Source organism: Labedella gwakjiensis (assembly GCF_003014675.1).
Taxonomy (GTDB): Bacteria; Actinomycetota; Actinomycetes; order Actinomycetales; family Microbacteriaceae; genus Labedella; species Labedella gwakjiensis.
On the sequence record NZ_PYAU01000001.1, the window covers coordinates 285,321 to 304,635 of the forward strand.

At 68.4% G+C, this 19,315-nt stretch carries 16 protein-coding genes; 5 read left to right on the forward strand and 11 right to left on the reverse strand.

Annotated features, from left to right (window positions below):
* The first annotated feature begins 265 nt into the window (after positions 1 to 265).
* Positions 266 to 709, forward strand: a complete 444-nt coding sequence (locus tag CLV49_RS01300; protein WP_106561916.1) for an Hsp20/alpha crystallin family protein — start codon at positions 266 to 268, stop codon at positions 707 to 709.
* 79 nt (positions 710 to 788) lie between these two features.
* Here CLV49_RS01300 and CLV49_RS01305 read toward each other — a convergent pair whose 3' ends face one another.
* Positions 789 to 2,006, reverse strand: coding sequence for an NADP-dependent isocitrate dehydrogenase (locus tag CLV49_RS01305; RefSeq protein ID WP_106561917.1), 1,218 nt, complete (start codon positions 2,004 to 2,006; stop codon positions 789 to 791).
* 151 nt (positions 2,007 to 2,157) lie between these two features.
* On the opposite strand from CLV49_RS01305, the gene CLV49_RS01310 reads away from it, so the two are divergent.
* The 3 genes from CLV49_RS01310 to CLV49_RS01320 all read left to right on the forward strand — a co-directional run bounded on the left by CLV49_RS01310 (position 2,158) and on the right by CLV49_RS01320 (position 3,525).
* A complete protein-coding gene (locus CLV49_RS01310) occupies positions 2,158 to 2,610 on the forward strand; it encodes a GNAT family N-acetyltransferase (protein ID WP_106561918.1) in 453 nt (150 codons plus the stop codon).
* Between the two features lie 17 nt (positions 2,611 to 2,627).
* Positions 2,628 to 2,945, forward strand: a complete 318-nt coding sequence (locus tag CLV49_RS01315) for an MGMT family protein (RefSeq protein ID WP_106561919.1) — start codon at positions 2,628 to 2,630, stop codon at positions 2,943 to 2,945.
* 118 nt (positions 2,946 to 3,063) lie between these two features.
* Positions 3,064 to 3,525: a hypothetical protein gene (locus tag CLV49_RS01320; protein WP_106561920.1), complete on the forward strand. Its 462-nt coding sequence runs from the start codon at positions 3,064 to 3,066 to the stop codon at positions 3,523 to 3,525.
* Positions 3,526 to 3,585: 60 nt separating this feature from the next.
* On the opposite strand, the gene CLV49_RS01325 is transcribed toward CLV49_RS01320, so the two are convergent.
* The 8 genes from CLV49_RS01325 to sucC all read right to left on the reverse strand — a co-directional run bounded on the left by CLV49_RS01325 (position 3,586) and on the right by sucC (position 14,635).
* Positions 3,586 to 5,403, reverse strand: a complete 1,818-nt coding sequence (locus CLV49_RS01325) for an ABC transporter ATP-binding protein (protein ID WP_106561921.1) — start codon at positions 5,401 to 5,403, stop codon at positions 3,586 to 3,588.
* Positions 5,400 to 7,250 (reverse strand): ABC transporter ATP-binding protein, encoded by a 1,851-nt coding sequence (locus CLV49_RS01330; protein WP_106561922.1) that lies wholly within the window; start codon positions 7,248 to 7,250, stop codon positions 5,400 to 5,402. The genes CLV49_RS01325 and CLV49_RS01330 overlap by 4 nt, the downstream gene beginning before the upstream one ends.
* Positions 7,251 to 7,669: 419 nt before the next feature.
* Positions 7,670 to 8,878, reverse strand: a complete 1,209-nt coding sequence (gene ddaH / locus CLV49_RS01335) for a dimethylargininase (RefSeq protein WP_106561923.1) — start codon at positions 8,876 to 8,878, stop codon at positions 7,670 to 7,672.
* An 83-nt stretch (positions 8,879 to 8,961) separates the two neighbouring features.
* Positions 8,962 to 10,563 (reverse strand): bifunctional phosphoribosylaminoimidazolecarboxamide formyltransferase/IMP cyclohydrolase, encoded by a 1,602-nt coding sequence (purH, locus tag CLV49_RS01340; protein ID WP_106561924.1) that lies wholly within the window; start codon positions 10,561 to 10,563, stop codon positions 8,962 to 8,964.
* A 15-nt stretch (positions 10,564 to 10,578) separates the two neighbouring features.
* A complete protein-coding gene (purN, locus tag CLV49_RS01345; protein ID WP_106561925.1) occupies positions 10,579 to 11,160 on the reverse strand; it encodes a phosphoribosylglycinamide formyltransferase in 582 nt (193 codons plus the stop codon).
* A 45-nt stretch (positions 11,161 to 11,205) separates the two neighbouring features.
* Complete coding sequence (locus CLV49_RS01350; RefSeq protein WP_106561926.1) at positions 11,206 to 12,435, reverse strand: cell division protein PerM; 1,230 nt, start codon at positions 12,433 to 12,435, stop codon at positions 11,206 to 11,208.
* 115 nt (positions 12,436 to 12,550) lie between these two features.
* On the reverse strand, positions 12,551 to 13,438 hold the full coding sequence (sucD, locus tag CLV49_RS01355; protein WP_106561927.1) for a succinate--CoA ligase subunit alpha: 888 nt from the start codon (positions 13,436 to 13,438) through the stop codon (positions 12,551 to 12,553).
* Between the two features lie 33 nt (positions 13,439 to 13,471).
* A complete protein-coding gene (gene sucC, locus CLV49_RS01360; RefSeq protein WP_106561928.1) occupies positions 13,472 to 14,635 on the reverse strand; it encodes an ADP-forming succinate--CoA ligase subunit beta in 1,164 nt (387 codons plus the stop codon).
* A 182-nt stretch (positions 14,636 to 14,817) separates the two neighbouring features.
* On the opposite strand from sucC, the gene CLV49_RS01365 reads away from it, so the two are divergent.
* The gene (locus tag CLV49_RS01365; protein WP_106561929.1) at positions 14,818 to 15,630 is read left to right on the forward strand and encodes an oxygenase MpaB family protein; all 813 of its coding nucleotides are present in this window, start codon (positions 14,818 to 14,820) and stop codon (positions 15,628 to 15,630) included.
* A 30-nt stretch (positions 15,631 to 15,660) separates the two neighbouring features.
* Here the strand turns inward: CLV49_RS01365 and CLV49_RS01370 are convergent, their stop codons facing one another.
* Together CLV49_RS01370 and CLV49_RS01375 are read right to left on the reverse strand one after the other, a co-directional pair.
* Positions 15,661 to 18,129, reverse strand: a complete 2,469-nt coding sequence (locus CLV49_RS01370) for an ATP-dependent helicase (RefSeq protein ID WP_106561930.1) — start codon at positions 18,127 to 18,129, stop codon at positions 15,661 to 15,663.
* Between the two features lie 73 nt (positions 18,130 to 18,202).
* Positions 18,203 to 19,231, reverse strand: coding sequence for a glycerophosphodiester phosphodiesterase family protein (locus CLV49_RS01375; RefSeq protein WP_106561931.1), 1,029 nt, complete (start codon positions 19,229 to 19,231; stop codon positions 18,203 to 18,205).
* Positions 19,232 to 19,315 lie beyond the last annotated feature (84 nt).

Consider the following 19,315-nt stretch of genomic DNA (forward strand, 5'->3'; position numbering starts at 1 on the left):
ACGTGTAAACGTCGCGTTACGGGCGCCATGGTGGCGTGGCGACCGCCACGACGGATCGATTGTCGACTGTCGACGCGCTCCTCCGTGACGGCGCGCCCCATCCCCGGATCCCCGCGCTCGACGCACCGATCGCGCACAGCGAACGGAGATACTGGCACTCGCAGAGGTAGAGTGCTAATCTGAATTCCAGGTTGAGTCACATCGACTCAACTTCATGAACCAGCCGATCCGGCCGCCCCATGCGGCCCCGACGAAGGAGAAAACGATGGCCATGAACTTCGATCCGTTCCGCGAGCTCGACCGCGTCGCCGGTGCATTCCTCGACACCCGCCGGGGACCGCGCCTGATGCCGATGGACCTCTACCGCGACGGCGACCACTACGTCCTCGCAGCCGACCTCCCGGGTATCGACCCCGGCTCGGTGGACATCGACGTCGACGGTCAGCTGCTGACCATCCGTGCCGAGCGCACCCTCACCACGGGCGAGGGCGTGTCCTGGCTCGCGAAGGAACGCGAGTCGGGTTCCTTCCTGCGCCAGCTCAACCTCGGCCAGGGCATCGACACCGAGAACATCACGGCGCACTACGACAACGGCGTGCTCTCCGTGACCATCCCGGTGAGCGAGAAGGCGAAGCCGCGCAAGATCGCCGTCGGCTCTGCGTCAGAGCGGCGCGACGAGGCGACGCTCCAGGTGAACGAAGCATCCTGACGCTCCACCCGAATCGCGCAACGACGAAGCCCCTCCCCGGCAACCGGGGAGGGGCTTCGTCGTGCTGCGGCATGACCGACTAGGCGGCCATGCGCTCCTGCAGGTTGGTGTCGAGGGTCGCGAGGAACTCCTCGGTCGTCTGGTACGGCTGGTCCGGGCCGACGAGGAGCGCGAGGTCCTTCGTCATCTTGCCCGACTCGACCGTCTTGATGACGACGTCCTCGAGCGTCGACGCGAAGTCGATGAGCTCCTGGTTGCCGTCGAGCTTGCCGCGGTGCTGCAGCCCGCGGGTCCAGGCGAAGATCGAGGCGATCGGGTTCGTCGACGTGGGCTTGCCCTGCTGGTGCTGGCGGTAGTGACGCGTCACGGTGCCGTGGGCGGCCTCCGCCTCGACGACCTTTCCGTCCGGCGTCGCGAGGACGCTCGTCATGAGGCCGAGCGAGCCGAAGCCCTGCGCGACGGTGTCGGACTGGACGTCGCCGTCGTAGTTCTTGCAGGCCCAGACGTATCCGCCCTCCCACTTCATGGCCGACGCGACCATGTCGTCGATGAGACGGTGCTCGTATGTGAGCCCGGCGGCGTCGAACCGCTCCTTGAACTCGGCCTGGAAGATCTCCTCGAAGATGTCCTTGAAGCGGCCGTCGTACGCCTTGAGGATCGTGTTCTTGGTGGAGAGGTAGACCGGGTAGTTGCGGGTGAGGCCATAGTTGAGGCTCGCGCGAGCGAAGTCGCGGATCGACGCGTCGAGGTTGTACTGCACCTGGGCGATGCCGTCGCCGGGCGACTGGAAGACCTCGAACTTCTGCGGCTCCGAGCCGTCGTCCGGGGTGAACTCGACCGTGAGCTTGCCCTGGCCGGCGAACCGGAAGTCGGTGGCGCGGTACTGGTCGCCGAACGCGTGGCGGCCGATGATGATCGGCTTGTTCCACCCGGGGACGAGGCGCGGGATGTTCGAGATGATGATCGGCTCACGGAAGATCACGCCGCCGAGGATGTTGCGGATGGTGCCGTTGGGCGAGCGCCACATCTTCTTGAGGCCGAATTCCTCGACACGCGCCTCGTCTGGCGTGATGGTGGCGCACTTGACGCCGACGCCGTGCTTCTTGATGGCCTCGGCTGCATCGATGGTGATCTGGTCGTCGGTCTCGTCGCGCTTCTCGATACCGAGGTCGTAGTACTCGAGGTTCACGTCGAGGTACGGGTGGATGAGGGTGTCCTTGATGGCCTGCCAGATGATGCGGGTCATCTCGTCGCCGTCGAGTTCGACGACGGTGCCTTCAACCTTGATTTTCGACAAAGCAACTCCTGAGGGATTACGGGCGGATCTCGCCGCACCAGCTTACCGCGCGGCCGAGATATCTCGATGTCGAGACATCTCCAGTGCACGGCGTCGTCGCGTTACGGTCTCGTCCTTCCGCGGCGACGGCCCTCCACGCTAGCCTGGGGACATGGCTGAGCTGAGACTCGAGGAACTGTCGGCGTCCACGATCGTCGCGGTCAACGCGCTCTCGCTCAAACCCGGCCAGGAGCAGTTCGTCGCCCCCGTCTCGTACGCCGTCGCCGCCGCGGTCGTCGATCCGACCACGAGCTGGCAGCGGGTGATCCTCGACGGCGACGAGGTCGTGGGATTCATTCAAGGCAATTTCGATCCGAACGCCCCGCAGGACGAGTTCCGCAGCATCCTCTGGCGCATCAACGTCGACGCGGACGACCAGGGCCGCGGTATCGGTACGTTCGCGGTCGAGGCGCTCCGCTCCGAGGCCACGGCTCGCGGCTTCAACCACCTCGACGTCATCTACGAGCCGGGCGAGAGCGGACCGGAGGCGTTCTTCCTCCGGGTCGGCTTCGCCCCGGTCGGAGAGACCTCCTACGGCGAGACGATCGCGGAACTCACGCTCTGAACGGGCCCTCGGCCTTCGTGGCCCCCGAGGACGACGGGCCGCCGAGCGGTGACGAGTTCGTCGAGGAGGTCCTCGCCGTCGTCGCGGCCATCCCGTCCGGTCACGTCATGAGCTACGGCGTCGTCGCCGCCGCCATCGGGTCCCGATCCGCCCGCGGCGTCGGACGGGTCATGGCTCACGCCGGATCGACAGTGCCCTGGTGGCGCGTCGTGAGATCCGGCGGCTTCCCGCCGCGGGGCCTCGAGCAGGAGGCGCTCCCCCACTACCTCGCCGAGCGCACCCCGATCGTCGAGACGCCATCGGGCTATCGGATCGCCCGGTCCGCCTGGATCTGATCGTCGATGCCGCGTCGACGCAATCGTGGACATGCGACCGTGAATCGGCCTGGAGGATGAGGCCCTTCAGCCCACCGAGGGACGACCAGTGCGGGGTCGGCGGGCGAGGCTTGAGACCATGGCACCTCGACATCTCCGGCGCATCGCGGCGGCAGCACTCGCCCTCGCGATCGTCCCAGCCCTGTGCTCGTGCTCGAGCCTGCAGCTCGCCTTCGGCTCGACCGTCGGGGGCGCGTACGGGGCGATCGACGGCTTCCGCGACGACGACACACTGCCGGCGCCCTCCTGGGTCCCCGACGATGCATCGGCGATCCGCTACACGACGGATCTCGCCGACCACGCCTCGATCCTGACGTTCCAGTCGCCGACGCACTTCGTCGCAGGCACGTGTGAGCTGATGTCGGCGGGAGCGTCGGCATCCACGGCCGAGACGGGGGTTCCGATCGACGATTCGTGGTGGCCCGAGACGATTCCGTCATCGCTCTTCTCGTGCGACGGGGGCTGGACGGCGTTCACCGACGGCGACACGATCTACGCCTTCAGCCCGGGAACGGTGGCCGACGGGAGTCCCTCCACCTGACACGAGAAGGGGGAGGGCGCACGGCGAGACGTGCACCCTCCCCCTTCTCCGACCCCTCGGTCACACGAGGGAGTCGCGCCAGGCCGCATGCATCCGCGCGAACCGCCCGGTTCCCGCGATCAGCTCGGCCGGAGTCCCGTCCTCGACGATCTGACCGTGCTCCATGACGAGCACGCGGTCGGCGATCGCCACGGTGGACAGTCGGTGCGCGATGATCACGGCGGTCCGGTCGGACAGCAGCGTCTGGAGCGCCTCCTGGACGAGGCGCTCACTCGGGATGTCGAGCGACGCCGTCGCCTCATCCAGGATCAGGACGGACGGGTCGGCCAGGAACGCGCGCGCGAACGAGATCAGCTGACGCTGACCGGCGGAGACGCGCCCGCCGCGCTTGTTCACGTCGGTCTCGTAGCCGTTCGGGAGGGCCTCGATGAACTCGTGCGCACCGACGGCCCGTGCCGCCCGCTCGATCTCGTCCGCCGACGCGCCGGGCTTCCCCAGCGCGATGTTGTCCGCGACCGTTCCCGAGAACAGGTAGGCCTCCTGCGTCACCATGACGATCGCGCGTCGGAGGTCCTTCGGATGGAGCTTGCGCAGATCGACGTCATCGAGCAGCACCCTCCCCTCCGTGGGGTCGTAGAAGCGCGAGATCAGCTTGGCCAGCGTGGACTTGCCCGCACCCGTCGTGCCGACGAGCGCGATCGTCTGCCCCGCAGGGATGTCGAGCGTGAACTGCGGCAGCACGACGCTGTCGGCGTTGTACGCGAACCGCACGTCCTCGAACGCCACGTGACCGCGAGCAGTCCACAGATCGATCGGGCTCGTCGGGTCGGGAACACTCGGCTGCTCCTCGAGCACCCCCGAGATCTTCTCGAGCGCTGCGGCCGCCGACTGGTAGGAGTTGTAGAACATCGCCATCTCCTCCATCGGATCGAAGAATCGCCGCGTGTAGAGCACGGCGGCGAGGAGAGCACCGATCTCGATCGCTCCGTCGACGACCCGGAAACCGCCGACGAGCAGCACCGCGGCGACCGTGAGGTTGCCGATCAGCACGAGTCCGGGGTCGAAGAAGCCGAAGAGACGGATCGCCCGGGCGTTCGCGTCACGGTAGTCCTCGACGAGATCCCCGTAGGTGTCCTCGTTGCGCTTCTCCTTCCGGAACGCCTTGACCGCCCGGATACCCGTCATCGTCTCGACGAACTGCACGATGACGCGCGCCGACGTCACACGCGTCTCCCGGAACACCGACTGCGAGCGCTTCTGGAACCATCGGGTGAGGAGGAGCAACGGCACGAGCGAGACGAGCAGCACGAGACCGCTCGTCCAGTCGAGCAGGAACAACGCGATGCCTGTGAAGGTCATGTACAGCAGCCCGGAGACCAGTTGGTTGATTCCCGAGTCGAGCAGTTCCTTGATCGAGTCGAGGTCGCTCGTCTGGCGCGAGATGATCCGCCCTGAGGTGTAGCTCTCGTGGAACTCGAGGCTGAGCCGTTGGGTGTGGAGGAAGACCCTCTTGCGCAGATCGATGAGGATCGCCTGACTGATGCGCGCGCTCAGCACGGTGTACCACGCGATCAGGACAGCGCCGATGATTCCCGTGACCAGGTAGATCGCGACGATGCCGACGATCGGCATCCAGTCAGCGCGGTCGAGGACGGCCGGCAGTCCCGTGTCGATCCCGAACGCGATGAGAGCGGGCCCCGCCACCTGGGCGGCCGTCGAGACGACGACGACGACCATCGTCAAGATCACGCGGACCTTGAGCGGGGCGAGAAGCGAGCCGAGCAGCCGCAGCGACCGGCGGCGGATCTGCCGGGACTCCGCCTTCGAGAGATCGTCGCGTTCCTCGCCGCTGACGCCCAGTACTGAAGCAGAGCTCATGAGGTCACCTCCTGTCGTCCGTCGTCGTCGGCTCCCGCCGAGACGACCGGTTCGTCGTCGTCGAGGCTCGAGATCACGAACCTGTAGTGCTCGCTCGATGCAAGCAGGTCGCTGTGGGTGCCGACCGCGGTGATGCGCCCGCGCTCGAGCAGGGCGACCCTGTCGGCCAGCATGACCGTCGATGGTCGGTGCGCGACGATGAGCGCCGTCGTGCTCGCGAGCACGCGGCGGAGCGCCGCCTCGACGAGCGCCTCCGTATCCACGTCGAGGGCCGAGAGAGGATCGTCGAGGACCAGCACTTCCGGCTTCGCCGCGACGGCGCGTGCGAGCGCCAACCGCTGACGTTGGCCGCCCGACAGGCTGAGGCCCTCTTCGCCCACCGTCGTCTCCACTCCCTGGGGGAGTTGCCGCGCGAACCCGGCCTGCGCGATGTCGAGGGCCTCCTCGAGCACGGCGTCGGCCTCCGGCGAGCGCAGCTCGAGATCGTCTCGACCGAGGAGGACGTTCTCGCGGATGGTCGCCGAGAAGAGGGTCGCGTCCTCGAAGGCCATCGCGATGTGACGCCGCAGCTCGGTACGGGAGAGGTCGCGGACGTCGACGCCGTCGATCGTGACACGACCTCCGGTCACTTCGTAGAGCCGTGTCGTGAGAGCCGTGAGAGTCGATTTGCCGGACCCCGTGACGCCGATGAGCGCCATCGTCTCGCCCGGCTCCAGGTCGAGCGTGACCCCGTCGAGCAGATCCGGCTGCCCATCAGGGGTGTCCTGGAACCGGAAGTGCACGTCGTCGAAGACGAGATGCCCCTTCGGCTCGTGGACGTGCAGAGGCTCAGCCGGATCGGTGATCGTGTTGATCTCGTCCATGACCTCGAAGAAGCGGTCGCTCGCGGTACGCGTGTCGAAGGTCATCGCGAGGAGGAACCCGATCGACTCGATGGGCCAGCGCAGGATCGCGGCGGTGGCGAAGAACGCGAAGAGCTGCCCGACGGTGAGGTCGCCGGAGGCGGCGAGCCACACGCCGGCGAAGAGACAGAGCGCGAACGCGATGTCGGGCAGCAGGAGCAGCCAGTACCAGATCCCCGCGATGGCCTTGGCCTTCTCGATCTCCGTCCCGCGCAGACTCTCCGCCTGGGTCGCGAAGTTGTCGAGCGCGTACTTCCCGCGACCGAACGCCTTGAGAACACGGATTCCGTGCACCGACTCCTCGACGGCCGTCGCGAGGTCGCCGGCCTGGTCCTGACTGCGGCGGGCGATTCGTGAGTACTTCTTCTCGAAGACGAACCCGTAGATCCAGATGGGCACAGCGCACGCGATGAAGATCGCGCCGAGCAGCGGGCTCCAGGTGAACAGCACGGCTGCGCCGACGACGATGGTCACCGTGTTCACGACGAAGAGGACGAGGCCGAAGGCGAGCCACCGGCGGATGAGGTTGAGATCGCTCATCGCGCGGGACAGCAGCTGCCCGGATTGCCACCGATCGTGGAAGGCGACGGGCAGGTCCTGCAGCTTCGCGTAGAACGAGTTGCGGAGCCGAGCCTCGACGTGTGTGCCCGGGGTGAGCACGAACCAGCGGCGGAGCGCGATCATGATCGCCTCGACGATGCCGAGACCGGCGACGACGAGGACCGCTGGCCAGATGCCCGCGCCGTCACCGTTCTCGAGAGCGCTGTCCACGAGGTTCTCGAGCACGAGCGGGATCGACAGAGCGACGAGGGCGGCGATGAGTGCGGCGACCATTCCCAGAGCGATGCTCGGGATGGCGGGTTTCGCCCAGGGATAGATGCGCCAGAGCGCTGCGGCGGTGCCGAGCTTCCGGGGAGGTGATGACGACGGTGTGCGTTCAGGCATGGATGGATGTTCCTCGCGCGTGCGGAGACGGTCGACGGGTCGCGTCGAACGTCGGTGATGGTGTCGAAGTGAGGGCGCGGCCGGATCCACAGGACCACCCGAGTGGGGTCCGGATCGGCGGCGCGGTCCGCTGGCGGACCGGAGGAGTGCGGGCTGTCTCGTCCGCTATCGGCTCGCGCGGACGCGACCGGCAGGGCGGCGCGGGTCGAGAAGCGGGCGGGCGAACGGGCCGGAGGCAGCGGTCAGGCCCCGATTCGGCGCGATGACTGTATACATGTGACCCTCCCCAACTCGACGACTCGTGAGCCGCGGCTCCACCCCCTGGAAGGTGTTGCGCACAGCCTTACAGGATATTCACAGTGAGCGTGGGTGCGCAAGAGGCGCGGAGAAACCGACCGGCGTCGATGACGCCGTCCTGGTCAGGAGAGACGGACGGACAGGCAGGTGACGCACCCCTCGAGCTTCTCGAATTCGGAGATGTCCACCGTGACGACGTCATAGCCGAGCTCCCTCAGAAGCTCAGCGGTCTCCGGGGCGGCCTCCGACATGAGGAGCGTCTCCTCGTCGAGGGCGACGACGGCGACGCCCTCCTTCTCGGGCACGGGGAGGTAGCGGCCGAAGAGCCGCGGCTCGTCGACGAGTTCATCGTGGCCGATGACGGTTCCGTCCGGAAGGGCCGTGACCGTCGACTTGAGGTGGAGCGCCCGCGTGACGGGAACGGCCACGACATCGAAGCCGCGCGCGCCGAGCAGCGCGCGGAGCTGAGCGATGCCGTCGGCGTTCGTACGACTCGATCGCCCGACGTAGACGGTCGTGCCGACCACCAGGACGTCGCCGCCATCGAGCGTCCCGGGGCTCATGATGCGCTCGATCGGGTATCGCCGCGCGGCGAGGACCTCCTCGACGCCGTCGGTCTCGCCCCGGCGCTCCTCGCTGCCCGAACGGGCGATGACGGCGAGTCCTCCGATCACCACGACGGCGTCCTCCACGAAGACGGAGTCGGCGAGGCGTTCGGCGTACGGAACCTCCTGTGTCGTCCAGCCGTGCTCGGCGAAGGCCGCGACGTACGCGTCCCACTGGCGGTCCGCCAGATCGGTGTCGATCGGCGAGCGGTCGATGTGCGTCACCTGACCGTCCGTGAGGTTCTTGGCCGGGAGGCGGACGAGAGCGACGCGCGCGTCGGCCGTCGTCGAGGACTGAGCGCCCACGAGCGAGCGGTACACGAGGCGCCCCACGGTGGGGACCACCGCGATGGTCGTGACCAGGAAGCCGAAGTTGACCGTGAGGAGGGTCGAGGCGACCGAGGGGACGAACGTCTCGTCGATCGCGATGCCCTGCGTGAGCACCTGGAACGACGTTCCCGCGAGCGGTGCGACCAGACCAGCCACGATGCCGGCGACGAGCGCGCCCCACCAACGTCCGAGGAGCCCGAAGACGCCGAACGCGAAGACCACGACGAACGAGATCAACGTGCCGCTCAGGAAGTACTGGTGCGCAGCACCGATGATCGCAGCGTTCGAGGAGTCGGAGATCCAGAACGCGAGGAGCATCGTGAGGTGCACGAGCCCGGCGGAGGCGAGGGCGCTGAGGACGGAGGCGAGGAGGCGGTGGCCCCAGGAGACGGACATGTCGTCGAGCCTATCCGAGGCCGGCTATGGATCTCCGGACAACGGACCGCGACGGATCCGCCGCGGTCCTCGACGCGCGACGATCAGTGGAAGAAGTGACGCTCTCCCGTGACGTACATGGTGACCCCGGCTGCCCGAGCAGCCGCGAAGACCTCTTCGTCGCGCACGGATCCGCCCGGCTGGACGACGGCCCGGACACCGCCGTCGATGAGCACCTGGAGTCCGTCGGCGAACGGGAAGAAGGCGTCGGACGCGGCGACCGATCCCGTGGCCCGCTCCCCCGCCCGTGACACGGCCAGGTGGCAGGAGTCGACACGATTGACCTGCCCCATCCCGACGCCGACCGATGCGCGCCCGGAGGCGAGCAGAATGGCGTTCGACTTCACCGAACGGCATGCCTTCCATGCGAAGGCGAGGTCGGCGAGGGTGTCCTCGTCCGCCGGTTCGCCGGAGACGAGCTCCCACCCCTCGGTGAACGCCTGCACGTCCCCGTCCGTGAAACGGTCGGCCTCCTGCACGAGCACGCCTCCCGAGATCTGCTTCGACTCGAGCGGCTCGAGCTCGAACGACTCCGGCAGCCGCAGGATGCGCAGGTTCTTCTTCGTGCGGAGGACGTCGAGGGCCGCCTCCTCGAAGTCGGGGGCGACGATGACCTCGGTGAAGATCTCCTTGACGGTCTCCGCCATACCGAGCGTGACGGTGCGGTTGGCGGCGATGACGCCGCCGAACGCGGACACCGGGTCGCACTCGTGGGCGCGGAGATGCGCGGAGGCGATCGCGTCGGGCGCCTTGGGCGTCGCGACGGCGATACCGCAGGGGTTCGCGTGCTTGATGATGGCGACGGCGGGCTCCGCGAAGTCGAAGGCGGCACGCACGGCGGCGTCCGCGTCCACGTAGTTGTTGTAGCTCATCTCCTTGCCGTGCAACTGCGTGGCCTGGGCGATGCCCTGTCCGCCGGCGCGGAGGTAGATGGCGGCCTCCTGGTGCGAGTTCTCGCCGTAGCGGAGCACGTTGCCGAGTTCCGCCTGGATGGTGAGGGATGCGCCGAAGCCCTCGGCCGCGTCGGTGAACCAGCCGGCCACCGCCGTGTCGTACGCCGCGGTGTGAGCGAACGCGCGCGCGGCGAGCTCACGGCGCTCCGCGAGCGTCGTGCCCTTCTTCTCGCGGATCGAATCGACGAGCCCGGCGTACGCGTCGGGCGACACGACGATCGCGACGTTCGGGTGGTTCTTGGCCGCGGCGCGCACCATTGCCGGACCGCCGATGTCGATCTGCTCGACGATGTCGTCACGGGCCGCTCCGCTCGCGACGGTCTCGGCGAACGGATAGAGATTCACGACCACGAGCTCGAACGGCTCGATCGAGAGTTCGGCCAGCTGCTCCTCGTGGGACTCGAGCCGAAGGTCGGCGAGGAGACCGGCATGCACGCTCGGGTGGAGGGTCTTGACCCGCCCGTCCAGGGACTCGGGGAAGCCGGTGACGCTCGCGACGTCCGTGACATCGTGCCCGGCCGCGCGGATGGTGGCCGCCGTGGAGCCCGTCGAGACGATCTCGACACCCGCGTCGGCGAGCGCGGCCGCCAGATCGAGGAGGCCCGTCTTGTCACTGACGGAGAGGAGGGCGCGCTTGATCTCGACGAAGTCGCGGTCGCGGTAGAGGCTCGAGTCGTGGCGGGGGCCGGCCATTGAAGTGCTCCTTGGTTACAGGGTCTCGAGATCGAGGCCGTTGGCGATGTCCAGAACGGTCTGCACCAGCAGACGTCGTTCCACGGGCTTGATGCGCTCGTGGAGGGAGTGTTCCGTGTCCCCGGGGAGCACGGCCACCCGTTCACGGACGATGATGGGTCCGTCGTCCACCCCATCGGCGACCACGATGATCGAGGCGCCGCTCTGGTCGGCGCCCGCCGCGATCGCGTCACGGACGGCGTGGGCTCCCGGGAACTCCGGCAGGTAGGCCGGGTGCGTGTTGATGAGGCGAGGCGACAGCTCCGCCACCACACGGTGGGGCAGGAGGCGCATGAGACCGGACAGGACCACGAGGTCGGGGTTCCAGACGCGGATCTGCTCGAGGAGCTCGTCACCCCACTCCTCCCGGCTTGCGAACGAGCCGTACGGGACGGTGAAGGTGGGGATACCGAATTCCTCGGCGTGCGCCAGACCGTCGGCCTCGCGATCCGCGCCGACGGCGACGATCCGGGCCGGGTACGCCGCATCGGCCTGCGCTTCGAGGAGCGCGCGGAGGTTGGAACCACCTCCGGAGATGAGGACGACGAGCGACAGCACGCCGCTAGCCTACCGGGGCCCGCGGGCCGCCTCCGACCGGGACGGTCAGTCGTCGGCGGGGCCGTACCGTCCGGATGCCATGCCCACGAGCGCAGAGACCGTCGTCGTGGCGAGGGTCGCGAGCAGCACAGCGAGAGCCGACGGGCCCACCTCCTGCAGGCGCTCCGGGCCGATGGCGCCGCTCGCGGCGAGGGCGAGAGCACCCATCAGCACACTCGCGACCACGGCGATGCCGAGAGCCGTCAGAACGAGGGAGCGAACGAGACCGTGTCCGTCCGCGGCACGCACGACGGCGGGCCTGACCGCGGCAGCACCGAGGAAGCCGACGAGGACGGGCACGATGAGCCCGAGGAAGCCGAACGGCAGGTCGCCCGTCGGGATGGCGCCGAGCACGGGGATTCCCGGCACGGGACCGAGGAGAGTCGCGGCCGGCGACACGCTCGTTCCCACGCCGATCGCGAAGCCTGGTCCGAGAAGCCACGACGCGCACCAGACCACCAGATTGGGAAGGTAGGCGAGCTGGGCGATCGTGACAGCGATGCCGCCTGTGACCCCGACGCCGGAGCTCTCATAGAGTCCGACGACCGTGCCGAAGGAGGCGATGAGCATGACGGCCACGACGATCGCCGCGACCCCCACGATCCCGGCTGCGACGATCGTGCCACCACGCAGCGACGCCACGACGATGCCGATGGTCCGTGCTCCGAGGCGATCGCCGAGCTCCGCGAGCCGGTCTCCCAGTCGGCCACCGACCACGAGATCTCCCCCGCGCACGCGTGCCCCGATGAGACCGACGGCGAGTCCGGCCAGATAGACGATCGCTGGAGAGAACACCCCACCGACGAGTGATGGGCTCACGAGCCCGTTCGCGGCGGTCAGGGTGACGACGGCGGACAGGACGAGCACGGTGAGGACGGAGGAGACGACACCCGTGAGCCAGGCACCGGACTCGGCCGCGCGGCCGCCCGTCCGCGACCCGAGCAGCACGGTCACGAGTCCGATCCCGAGCGGGGCGAGCGACACCGTGAACGGGTCGCCGGCCGCGAGCACGCCCACCCGCGCCACGGTGGTCGGATCGAGGGTGACCGAGATGTCTGTGCCGTGCCCCAGGAGCCAGATGTCGACGGCCGCCCGCCAGAAGACGAGCCAGTCGACGGCGAAACCGAATTGGATCGCCCAGAGGAGCGTGAGCGGCACGAGGGCGATGGCGATGCCGATCGCGACGACGATGAACGCCTCGAGGGCGGCGAGAAGCGCGACGGTCGTTCGTTTCATTGCTCCGCGAGCCTACCCGGATGAGACGGGGTGGATCGGCCGCCGCCCCGACGTCGGAGGAACGCGCATCGCCCCCGACCGGAGAACCGGTCGGGGGCGATGCGCGCTGGCGCTGCTAGAGCCCGGCGATGACCTCGCGCATGAGGTCGGCGGTCTCGGACGGCGTCTTGCCGACCTTGACGCCGGCGGCCTCGAGGGCCTCCTTCTTGGCCTGAGCCGTGCCGGCCGAACCGGACACGATGGCGCCTGCGTGCCCCATGGTCTTGCCTTCGGGAGCGGTGAAGCCGGCGACGTAGCCCACGACGGGCTTCGTGACGTTCGCCTTGATGAAGTCGGCAGCGCGCTCCTCGGCGTCTCCGCCGATCTCACCGATCATGACGATGGCCTTGGTGTCGGGATCGGCCTCGAACGCGGCGAGCGCGTCGATGTGTGTCGTCCCGATGATCGGGTCGCCGCCGATGCCGATGGCCGTCGAGAAGCCGATCTCGCGCAGCTCGTACATCATCTGATACGTGAGCGTGCCCGACTTGGAGACGAGACCGATGGGGCCGGATCCGGCGATCGTCGCCGGGGTGATGCCGACGAGGGACTCGCCTGGCGTGATGATGCCGGGGCAGTTCGGCCCGATGATGCGGGTCGTGTTGCCCTTGCTCTGCGCGTATGCCCAGAGCTCGGCCGAGTCGCCGACGGGGATGCCCTCGGTGATGATGACGAGGAGCGGGATGCCCGCATCGATCGCCTCGATCGCCGCGTCCTTCGCGAAGGCCGGCGGCACGAACGCGATGGACACGTCTGCTCCCGTCTTCTCGATCGCCTCGGCGACCGTTCCGAAGACGGGGAGCTCGACGTCGCCGTGCGTCACGGTCGTGCCAGCCTTGCGAGCGTTCACGCCGCCGACGACCTTCGTGCCCGCCTTGAGCATGAGAGAGGTGTGCTTGGTGCCTTCGCCGCCGGTGATGCCCTGGACGATGACCTTGGAGTCCTTGTTGAGGAAGATCGACATGTTCTTCTGATTCCTTCTGTGGTGGTCGTCCGGTTACGCGTTCGCCAGTTCGGCGGCCTTGTCGGCGCCTTCGTCCATGGTGGCGGCGAGGGTCACGAGGGGGTGGTTCGCCTCCTGCAGGATGCGACGCCCCTCCTCGACGTTGTTGCCGTCGAGACGGACGACGAGCGGCTTCGTCGCCCCGTCCCCGATGATCTCGAGGGCCTTGACGATGCCGTTCGCGACGGCGTCGCACGCGGTGATGCCGCCGAAGACGTTGACGAAGACGCTCTTGACCTGCTCGTCGCCGAGGATGACGTCGAGGCCGGCCGCCATGACCTCGGCGGACGCTCCGCCGCCGATGTCGAGGAAGTTCGCGGGCTTCACGCCGCCGTGCGCCTCGCCGGCGTAGGCCACGACATCGAGCGTCGACATGACGAGTCCGGCTCCGTTGCCGATGATGCCGACCTGGCCGTCGAGCTTCACGTAGTTGAGGTCGTTCTCCTTGGCCTTGAGCTCGAGGGGGTCCTCGGCGGCCGTGTCCTTGAGCGCCTCGTGGTCGGGGTGGCGGAAGTCGGCGTTCTCGTCGAGCGAGACCTTGCCGTCGAGCGCCACGACGTCGCCGTCCTCGGTGAGGACGAGCGGGTTGACCTCGACGAGCGTCGCGTCCTCTCCGGTGTAGACGGCGTACAGCTTCACGAAGACATCGGCGACCTTGTCGACGAGCTCAGCGGGGAAGTTCGCGGCGACGGCGATCTCGCGGGCCTTCGCGGCGTCGATGCCCGTGATGGGGTCGACCTCGATGCGCGCGAGCGCCTCGGGCTTCTCGACGGCGAGCTGCTCGATCTCCATGCCGCCCTCGACGCTCGTGAGCGAGAGGTAGGAGCGGTTGGCCCTGTCGAGGAGGACCGAGAAGTAGAACTCCTGCGCGATGCGCGCGCCGGCCGCGACCATGACGGTGCGGACGACGTGGCCCTTGATGTCGAGCCCGAGGATCGCCTTCGCGGCCTCTTCAGCCTCATCGGGGGTCTTCACGACCTTGACGCCGCCGGCCTTGCCGCGGCCGCCGACCTTCACCTGCGCCTTGACGACGACGACACCACCGAGCTTCTCGGCCGCCGCCCGCACCTCCTCCGGCGTGGTCGCGACGATGCCCGGGAGCACCGGCACCTCGTACTTCTCGAAAAGATCTCGTGCCTGGTACTCGTAGAGGTCCACGTGATGTTCCTATCCGCGTCGATGCATTTTGTGGTCGTGACCGGTTCGGCTTCCCCCGCTCGACGGACGTGGAGGGCGGGTAAAAAGCCGCGTCCCACTCTACTCCGCGCCCGCGTCGCCCCCGTCCACACGGACCGGGGGTGCAGGGACCGCCCGAGAGCGATGTCCGTATGGTTGGGCGCATGGGACGGAGAACGGGGATCAGAGCGGTCGCGGCGGAATCGGTGCTCGTCGCCGCCGGGGGCCGAGCGATACTGCTCCAGCTGGCGCATCCTTCCGTCGCTCGCGGCGTGGCCGAGCACAGCGACTTCGTCGGGGCACCCCTCCGCCGCCTCACGGGAACCCTCGACTACATCTACCTGGTCGTGTACGGATCTGCCACGGAACGCGTGGCCGCCGCCCGATACGTCGAGAAGGCCCACACTCCCGTGAGGGGGACTCCGGAGAACGGATCCCCCGGGTACTCGGCCGGAGATGCCGATCTGCAACTGTGGGTGGCGGCGACGCTCTACGATTCGGCGATGGCGATGCAGGAACGCGTTCTCCCGCCGATCCCTGAGGCGGACGCCGAGCGGGTCTACCGCGAGTACGCCGTGCTCGGAACCGCGCTCGGCATGCCGGCCGAGCTCTGGCCGGCGAACCGCGCGGCGTTCGCGGCTTGGTGGAACGAACGCCTCGCCGCCCTCGAGGTGAGCGATGACGCCAGGCGCGTGGCCCGAGACCTCCTCCACCCACGCGGTCCCGGCGCTCCGATCTGGCTGCGCATCGTCATGCCGCTCGCCCGGCTCCTCACGACGGGTCTCCTGGACGACCGGATGCGTTCGGGCTTCGGTCTCCCGTGGAGCCCTCGTCGGCAGCGGCTCGTCGATGCCGTCCTCATGCTCACCCGGCTGGTGTGGCCGCTCCTGCCCGCTCGTGTCCGCCACGCGCCGGCCATCCGTTCGCTGCGTCGGTTCCGGGCGCGGGATACCCGGCACCCGGAAAACCGACACTGAGCCGGATCGGCCGGCCACGGGAGAGAGCGGCTACAGCTTGTCGATCGGCGCGATCTTGATGAGGAGCTTCTTCTGGCCGGCTGAGTCGAAGGCCACGTGGGCGACGCGCTTCGAGCCCTCCCCCGTGACCGCGAGGACCCGTCCTTCGCCGAAGTCGGTGTGCCGGATGCGGTCACCGGCGGCCAGCTCCAGATCGCCGTTGTCGCGGACTGTGCCGGTGACGGCGTTCGGCCAGACCTTCTTCTCCGCCCGCGGCAGAGCGAAGCCGCCGTCCCTGTCGTTGTTCGGCCCCTTCCAGCCGCGAGGGCCGTTGAGGGCTCCCTGCCCGTAGCCGCCGCGCGAGCGCGCCGTGCCCGGTGACTGGCGCCACTCGATGAGCTCGTCGGGGATCTCCTGGAGGAAGCGGCTCGGCATCGCCACGGCGGTCTCGCCGAACTGGGCCCGCGACATCGCGAGCGACAGGTGCAGCTTCTTCCGCGCCCTGGTGATGCCGACGTAGAACAGCCGTCGCTCTTCGGCGGGACCTCCCGGCTCGTTGGCCGACATCTTGTGCGGCAGCAGCTCCTCCTCCACGCCCGTCAGGAACACCGCGTCGTACTCGAGTCCCTTGGCCGTGTGGAGCGTCATGAGGGAGACGGTGCCGGAAGAGTCGTCGAGCTCGTCGGCCGCAGCCACGAGGGACACCTCGGTGAGGAAGTCGATGAGTGTCCCCTCCGGATTGTTCCGCTCGTACTCCTTCGTGACGGCGATGAGCTCCTCGATGTTCTCCGCGCGAGCCTCGTCCTGCGGGTCGCGACTCATCCGGAGTGCGTCGACGAGGCCGCTCTTCGTGACGAGCAGGGTGAGGACGTCGCTCACCTTGCCCTCGGCGGCGAGCGCCGACGCCTCGTCGAGCAGCTCGCTGAGCGCGCGGATGGCACCGGCGACCTTCGGCCCGAAGCCGAGGGTACCGGCCTCTCGGAGGGCCTCCCGCAGCGACGTCTCGGCGTTGTCGGCGAAGCTCTGCAGCTGGGTCTCCGTGGCCGGGCCGATGCCGCGTTTCGGGGTGTTGAGGATGCGACGGACCGCCAGGGCGTCCGCCGGGTTCACGACAGCCGTGAGGTACGCCATCGCGTCCTTGATCTCGGCACGCTCGTAGAACTTCGTGCCGCCCATCACTCGATAGGGCAGCGCCGATCGGATGAAGATCTCCTCGAGCGCTCGCGTCTGGGCGTTCGTTCGGTAGAAGACCGCCATCTCGCTGTACGGCATGCCCTCGCGGTGGAGCTTCTCGATCTCGTCGGCGACGAACTGCGCCTCGTCGTGCCCGGTGTAGCCCGTGTATCCGACGATCTTGTCGCCGTCGCCCACCGAGGTCCACAATTTCTTGTCCTTGCGGTCGAAGTTGTTGGCGATCACCGCGTTCGCCGCAGACAGGATGTTCTGCGTGGAGCGGTAGTTCTGCTCGAGGAGGATGACGGTCGCGCCGGTGAAGTCGCGCTCGAACTCGACGATGTTGCGGATGTCCGCGCCACGGAAGGCGTAGATCGACTGGTCGGAGTCGCCGACGACGGTGAGCGATGCGCCGGGGATCGTGCCGTCTCCCGAGGAGACGGGGGTGTCGAAGCCTGCCCTGGCCACGACGTCCGCCGGCACCGGGCGCGTGAGCTCCTGGATGAGCGCGTACTGCGCGTGGTTCGTGTCCTGGTACTCGTCCACCAGCACGTGGCGGAATCTGCGCTGATAGTGCGCGGCGATGTGCGGGAAGGCCCGGAAGAGGAACACGACCTGACCGATGAGGTCGTCGAAATCGAACGCGTTGGCCGATGACAGGGCTCGCGTGTACCGACGGAAGATCTCGAGGAAGGCGACCTCGTTCGGGTCGCTCACGTTCACGTTGCGCGCGAAGGAGTCCACGTCGCCGAGCTCGTTCTTGAGCTTGGAGATGCGAGCGCTCGTGTTGGCGGGGGTGAACCCGAGCACGTCGGCGTCGAGCTCCTTGATGATCCGCTTGAGGAGCACGCGGGTGTCGGACGAGTCGTAGATCGTGAACCCGGGCTTGAAGCCGAAGTTCTCGGCCTCGCGACGGAGGATCCGGACGCACGCCGAGTGGAAGGTGGAGATCCACATGCCGTCGGCCGCGCGGCCGACGAGGTGGCCGACTCGCTCGCGCATCTCGGCTGCCGCCTTGTTCGTGAACGTGATGGCGAGGATCTGGCTCGGCCACGCCTCGCGGGAGCGCAGGAGGCTCGCGATCCGTCGGGTCAGCACGCTCGTCTTGCCCGAGCCGGCGCCCGCCACGATCAGCAGCGCGGGGCCGCGATACTCGACCGCGGCTCGCTGCTGGGGATTGAGTCCGTCCAGGAGCGGGTCGGGTCCGGAGCCGGGCGTCCCTCCACCGGGGACGGCCGCCGTGGGCCAGTCGACGATCAGCGGAGTCACGGATGGAGCGGCGGCCGATGCGGCCGTTTCAGGGGTGTTTTCGGCCGTGTTCTCGGCGGAGGAAGAAGAGCTCGACATGTCCCCGACAGTCTACCGACGGCCTCAGACATCGGCTCGGCCCCAGGAGCGGGCGGAGGCCTCTCGCGGCGGGCTACCGTCGGTCGGCGAGCGCGTCGCGTGCGGACACGCCCAGGTCCGGGTGGTCGAGGAACACTCCGTCGATCCCTGTCCGGAGGATGACGTCGAACTCGGACTGCCAGTCTCCGAAGGAATCGGTCGGGCCACGACGGAACCCGGTCGTCAGGAAGCGGTTCTCCGGGCGGAGGGTCCAGGCGTAGGCGGTGAGGCCGCGCGCATGGAGCCGGTCGACGAGATCGCTCGCGCCACTCGCCACGCCGTCGTCATCGAGCGAGAGGACGAGCGCCTTGTCGGCGCTCACCCCGTCCACGAGGCCGACGAGGGTGTCGAGGCCACCGTCCGACAGCTCCTGCTCGTACGTGACTGCGGCGGAGCCGTCTCGAGCGACGAGGTCGGCGGCCGCCCCCGACCGCTCCACGAGGTACACGACCTCCGCGCCGATCCCGCGGGCACGCACCCCGGCCAGCACCGTCTTCTCGAAACTCTCGACGATGAGGGGCCGCCCGCTCCCCCACCCGGTGTCGCGCAACTCGGCGGCGACGAGCTCGTCGAGCGGCAGCCCGACCCCTTCGAAGTACGTCGCGTGCTTGATCTCGACCGTCATCCCGAGGGAACGACCCTGCTGCTCCGCGGCCGCGTCGACGATCTCGGCGAGATCGCGGAGACGCAGAATGCCCTGCTTCCCGTCGAACGAGGCCGACGACGGGCGGATCGACGGCAGCCGCTCCCGCACGGTCAGCGTCGAGAGCTCCTGCCACGTGAAGTCCTCGGTGAACCAGCCGGTGTGCTCGTCGCCGTCGATGGTCTTCGTCGTGCGCAGGTGGGCGAACTCCGCGCGGCTCGCGACATCCGTGGTGCCGGAGATCTCGTTCTCGTGTCGGATGACGAGGACGCCGTCCTTCGACGCCACGACGTCGGGCTCGACGGAGTCGGCGCCGAGGGCGAAGGCGAGCTCGTAGCCGGAACGCGAATGCTCCGGACGATACCCGGGGGCTCCGCGGTGGCCGATCACGAGAGGACGGGGTCGCGCACCGGGTTCCATGCGTCCAGCCTAACGAGCCGACAAACGGTGACGGGCCTCCGCTCCTGGATGCCTCGGAGGCGCCGAAAGCCGCGGAAATCCGCG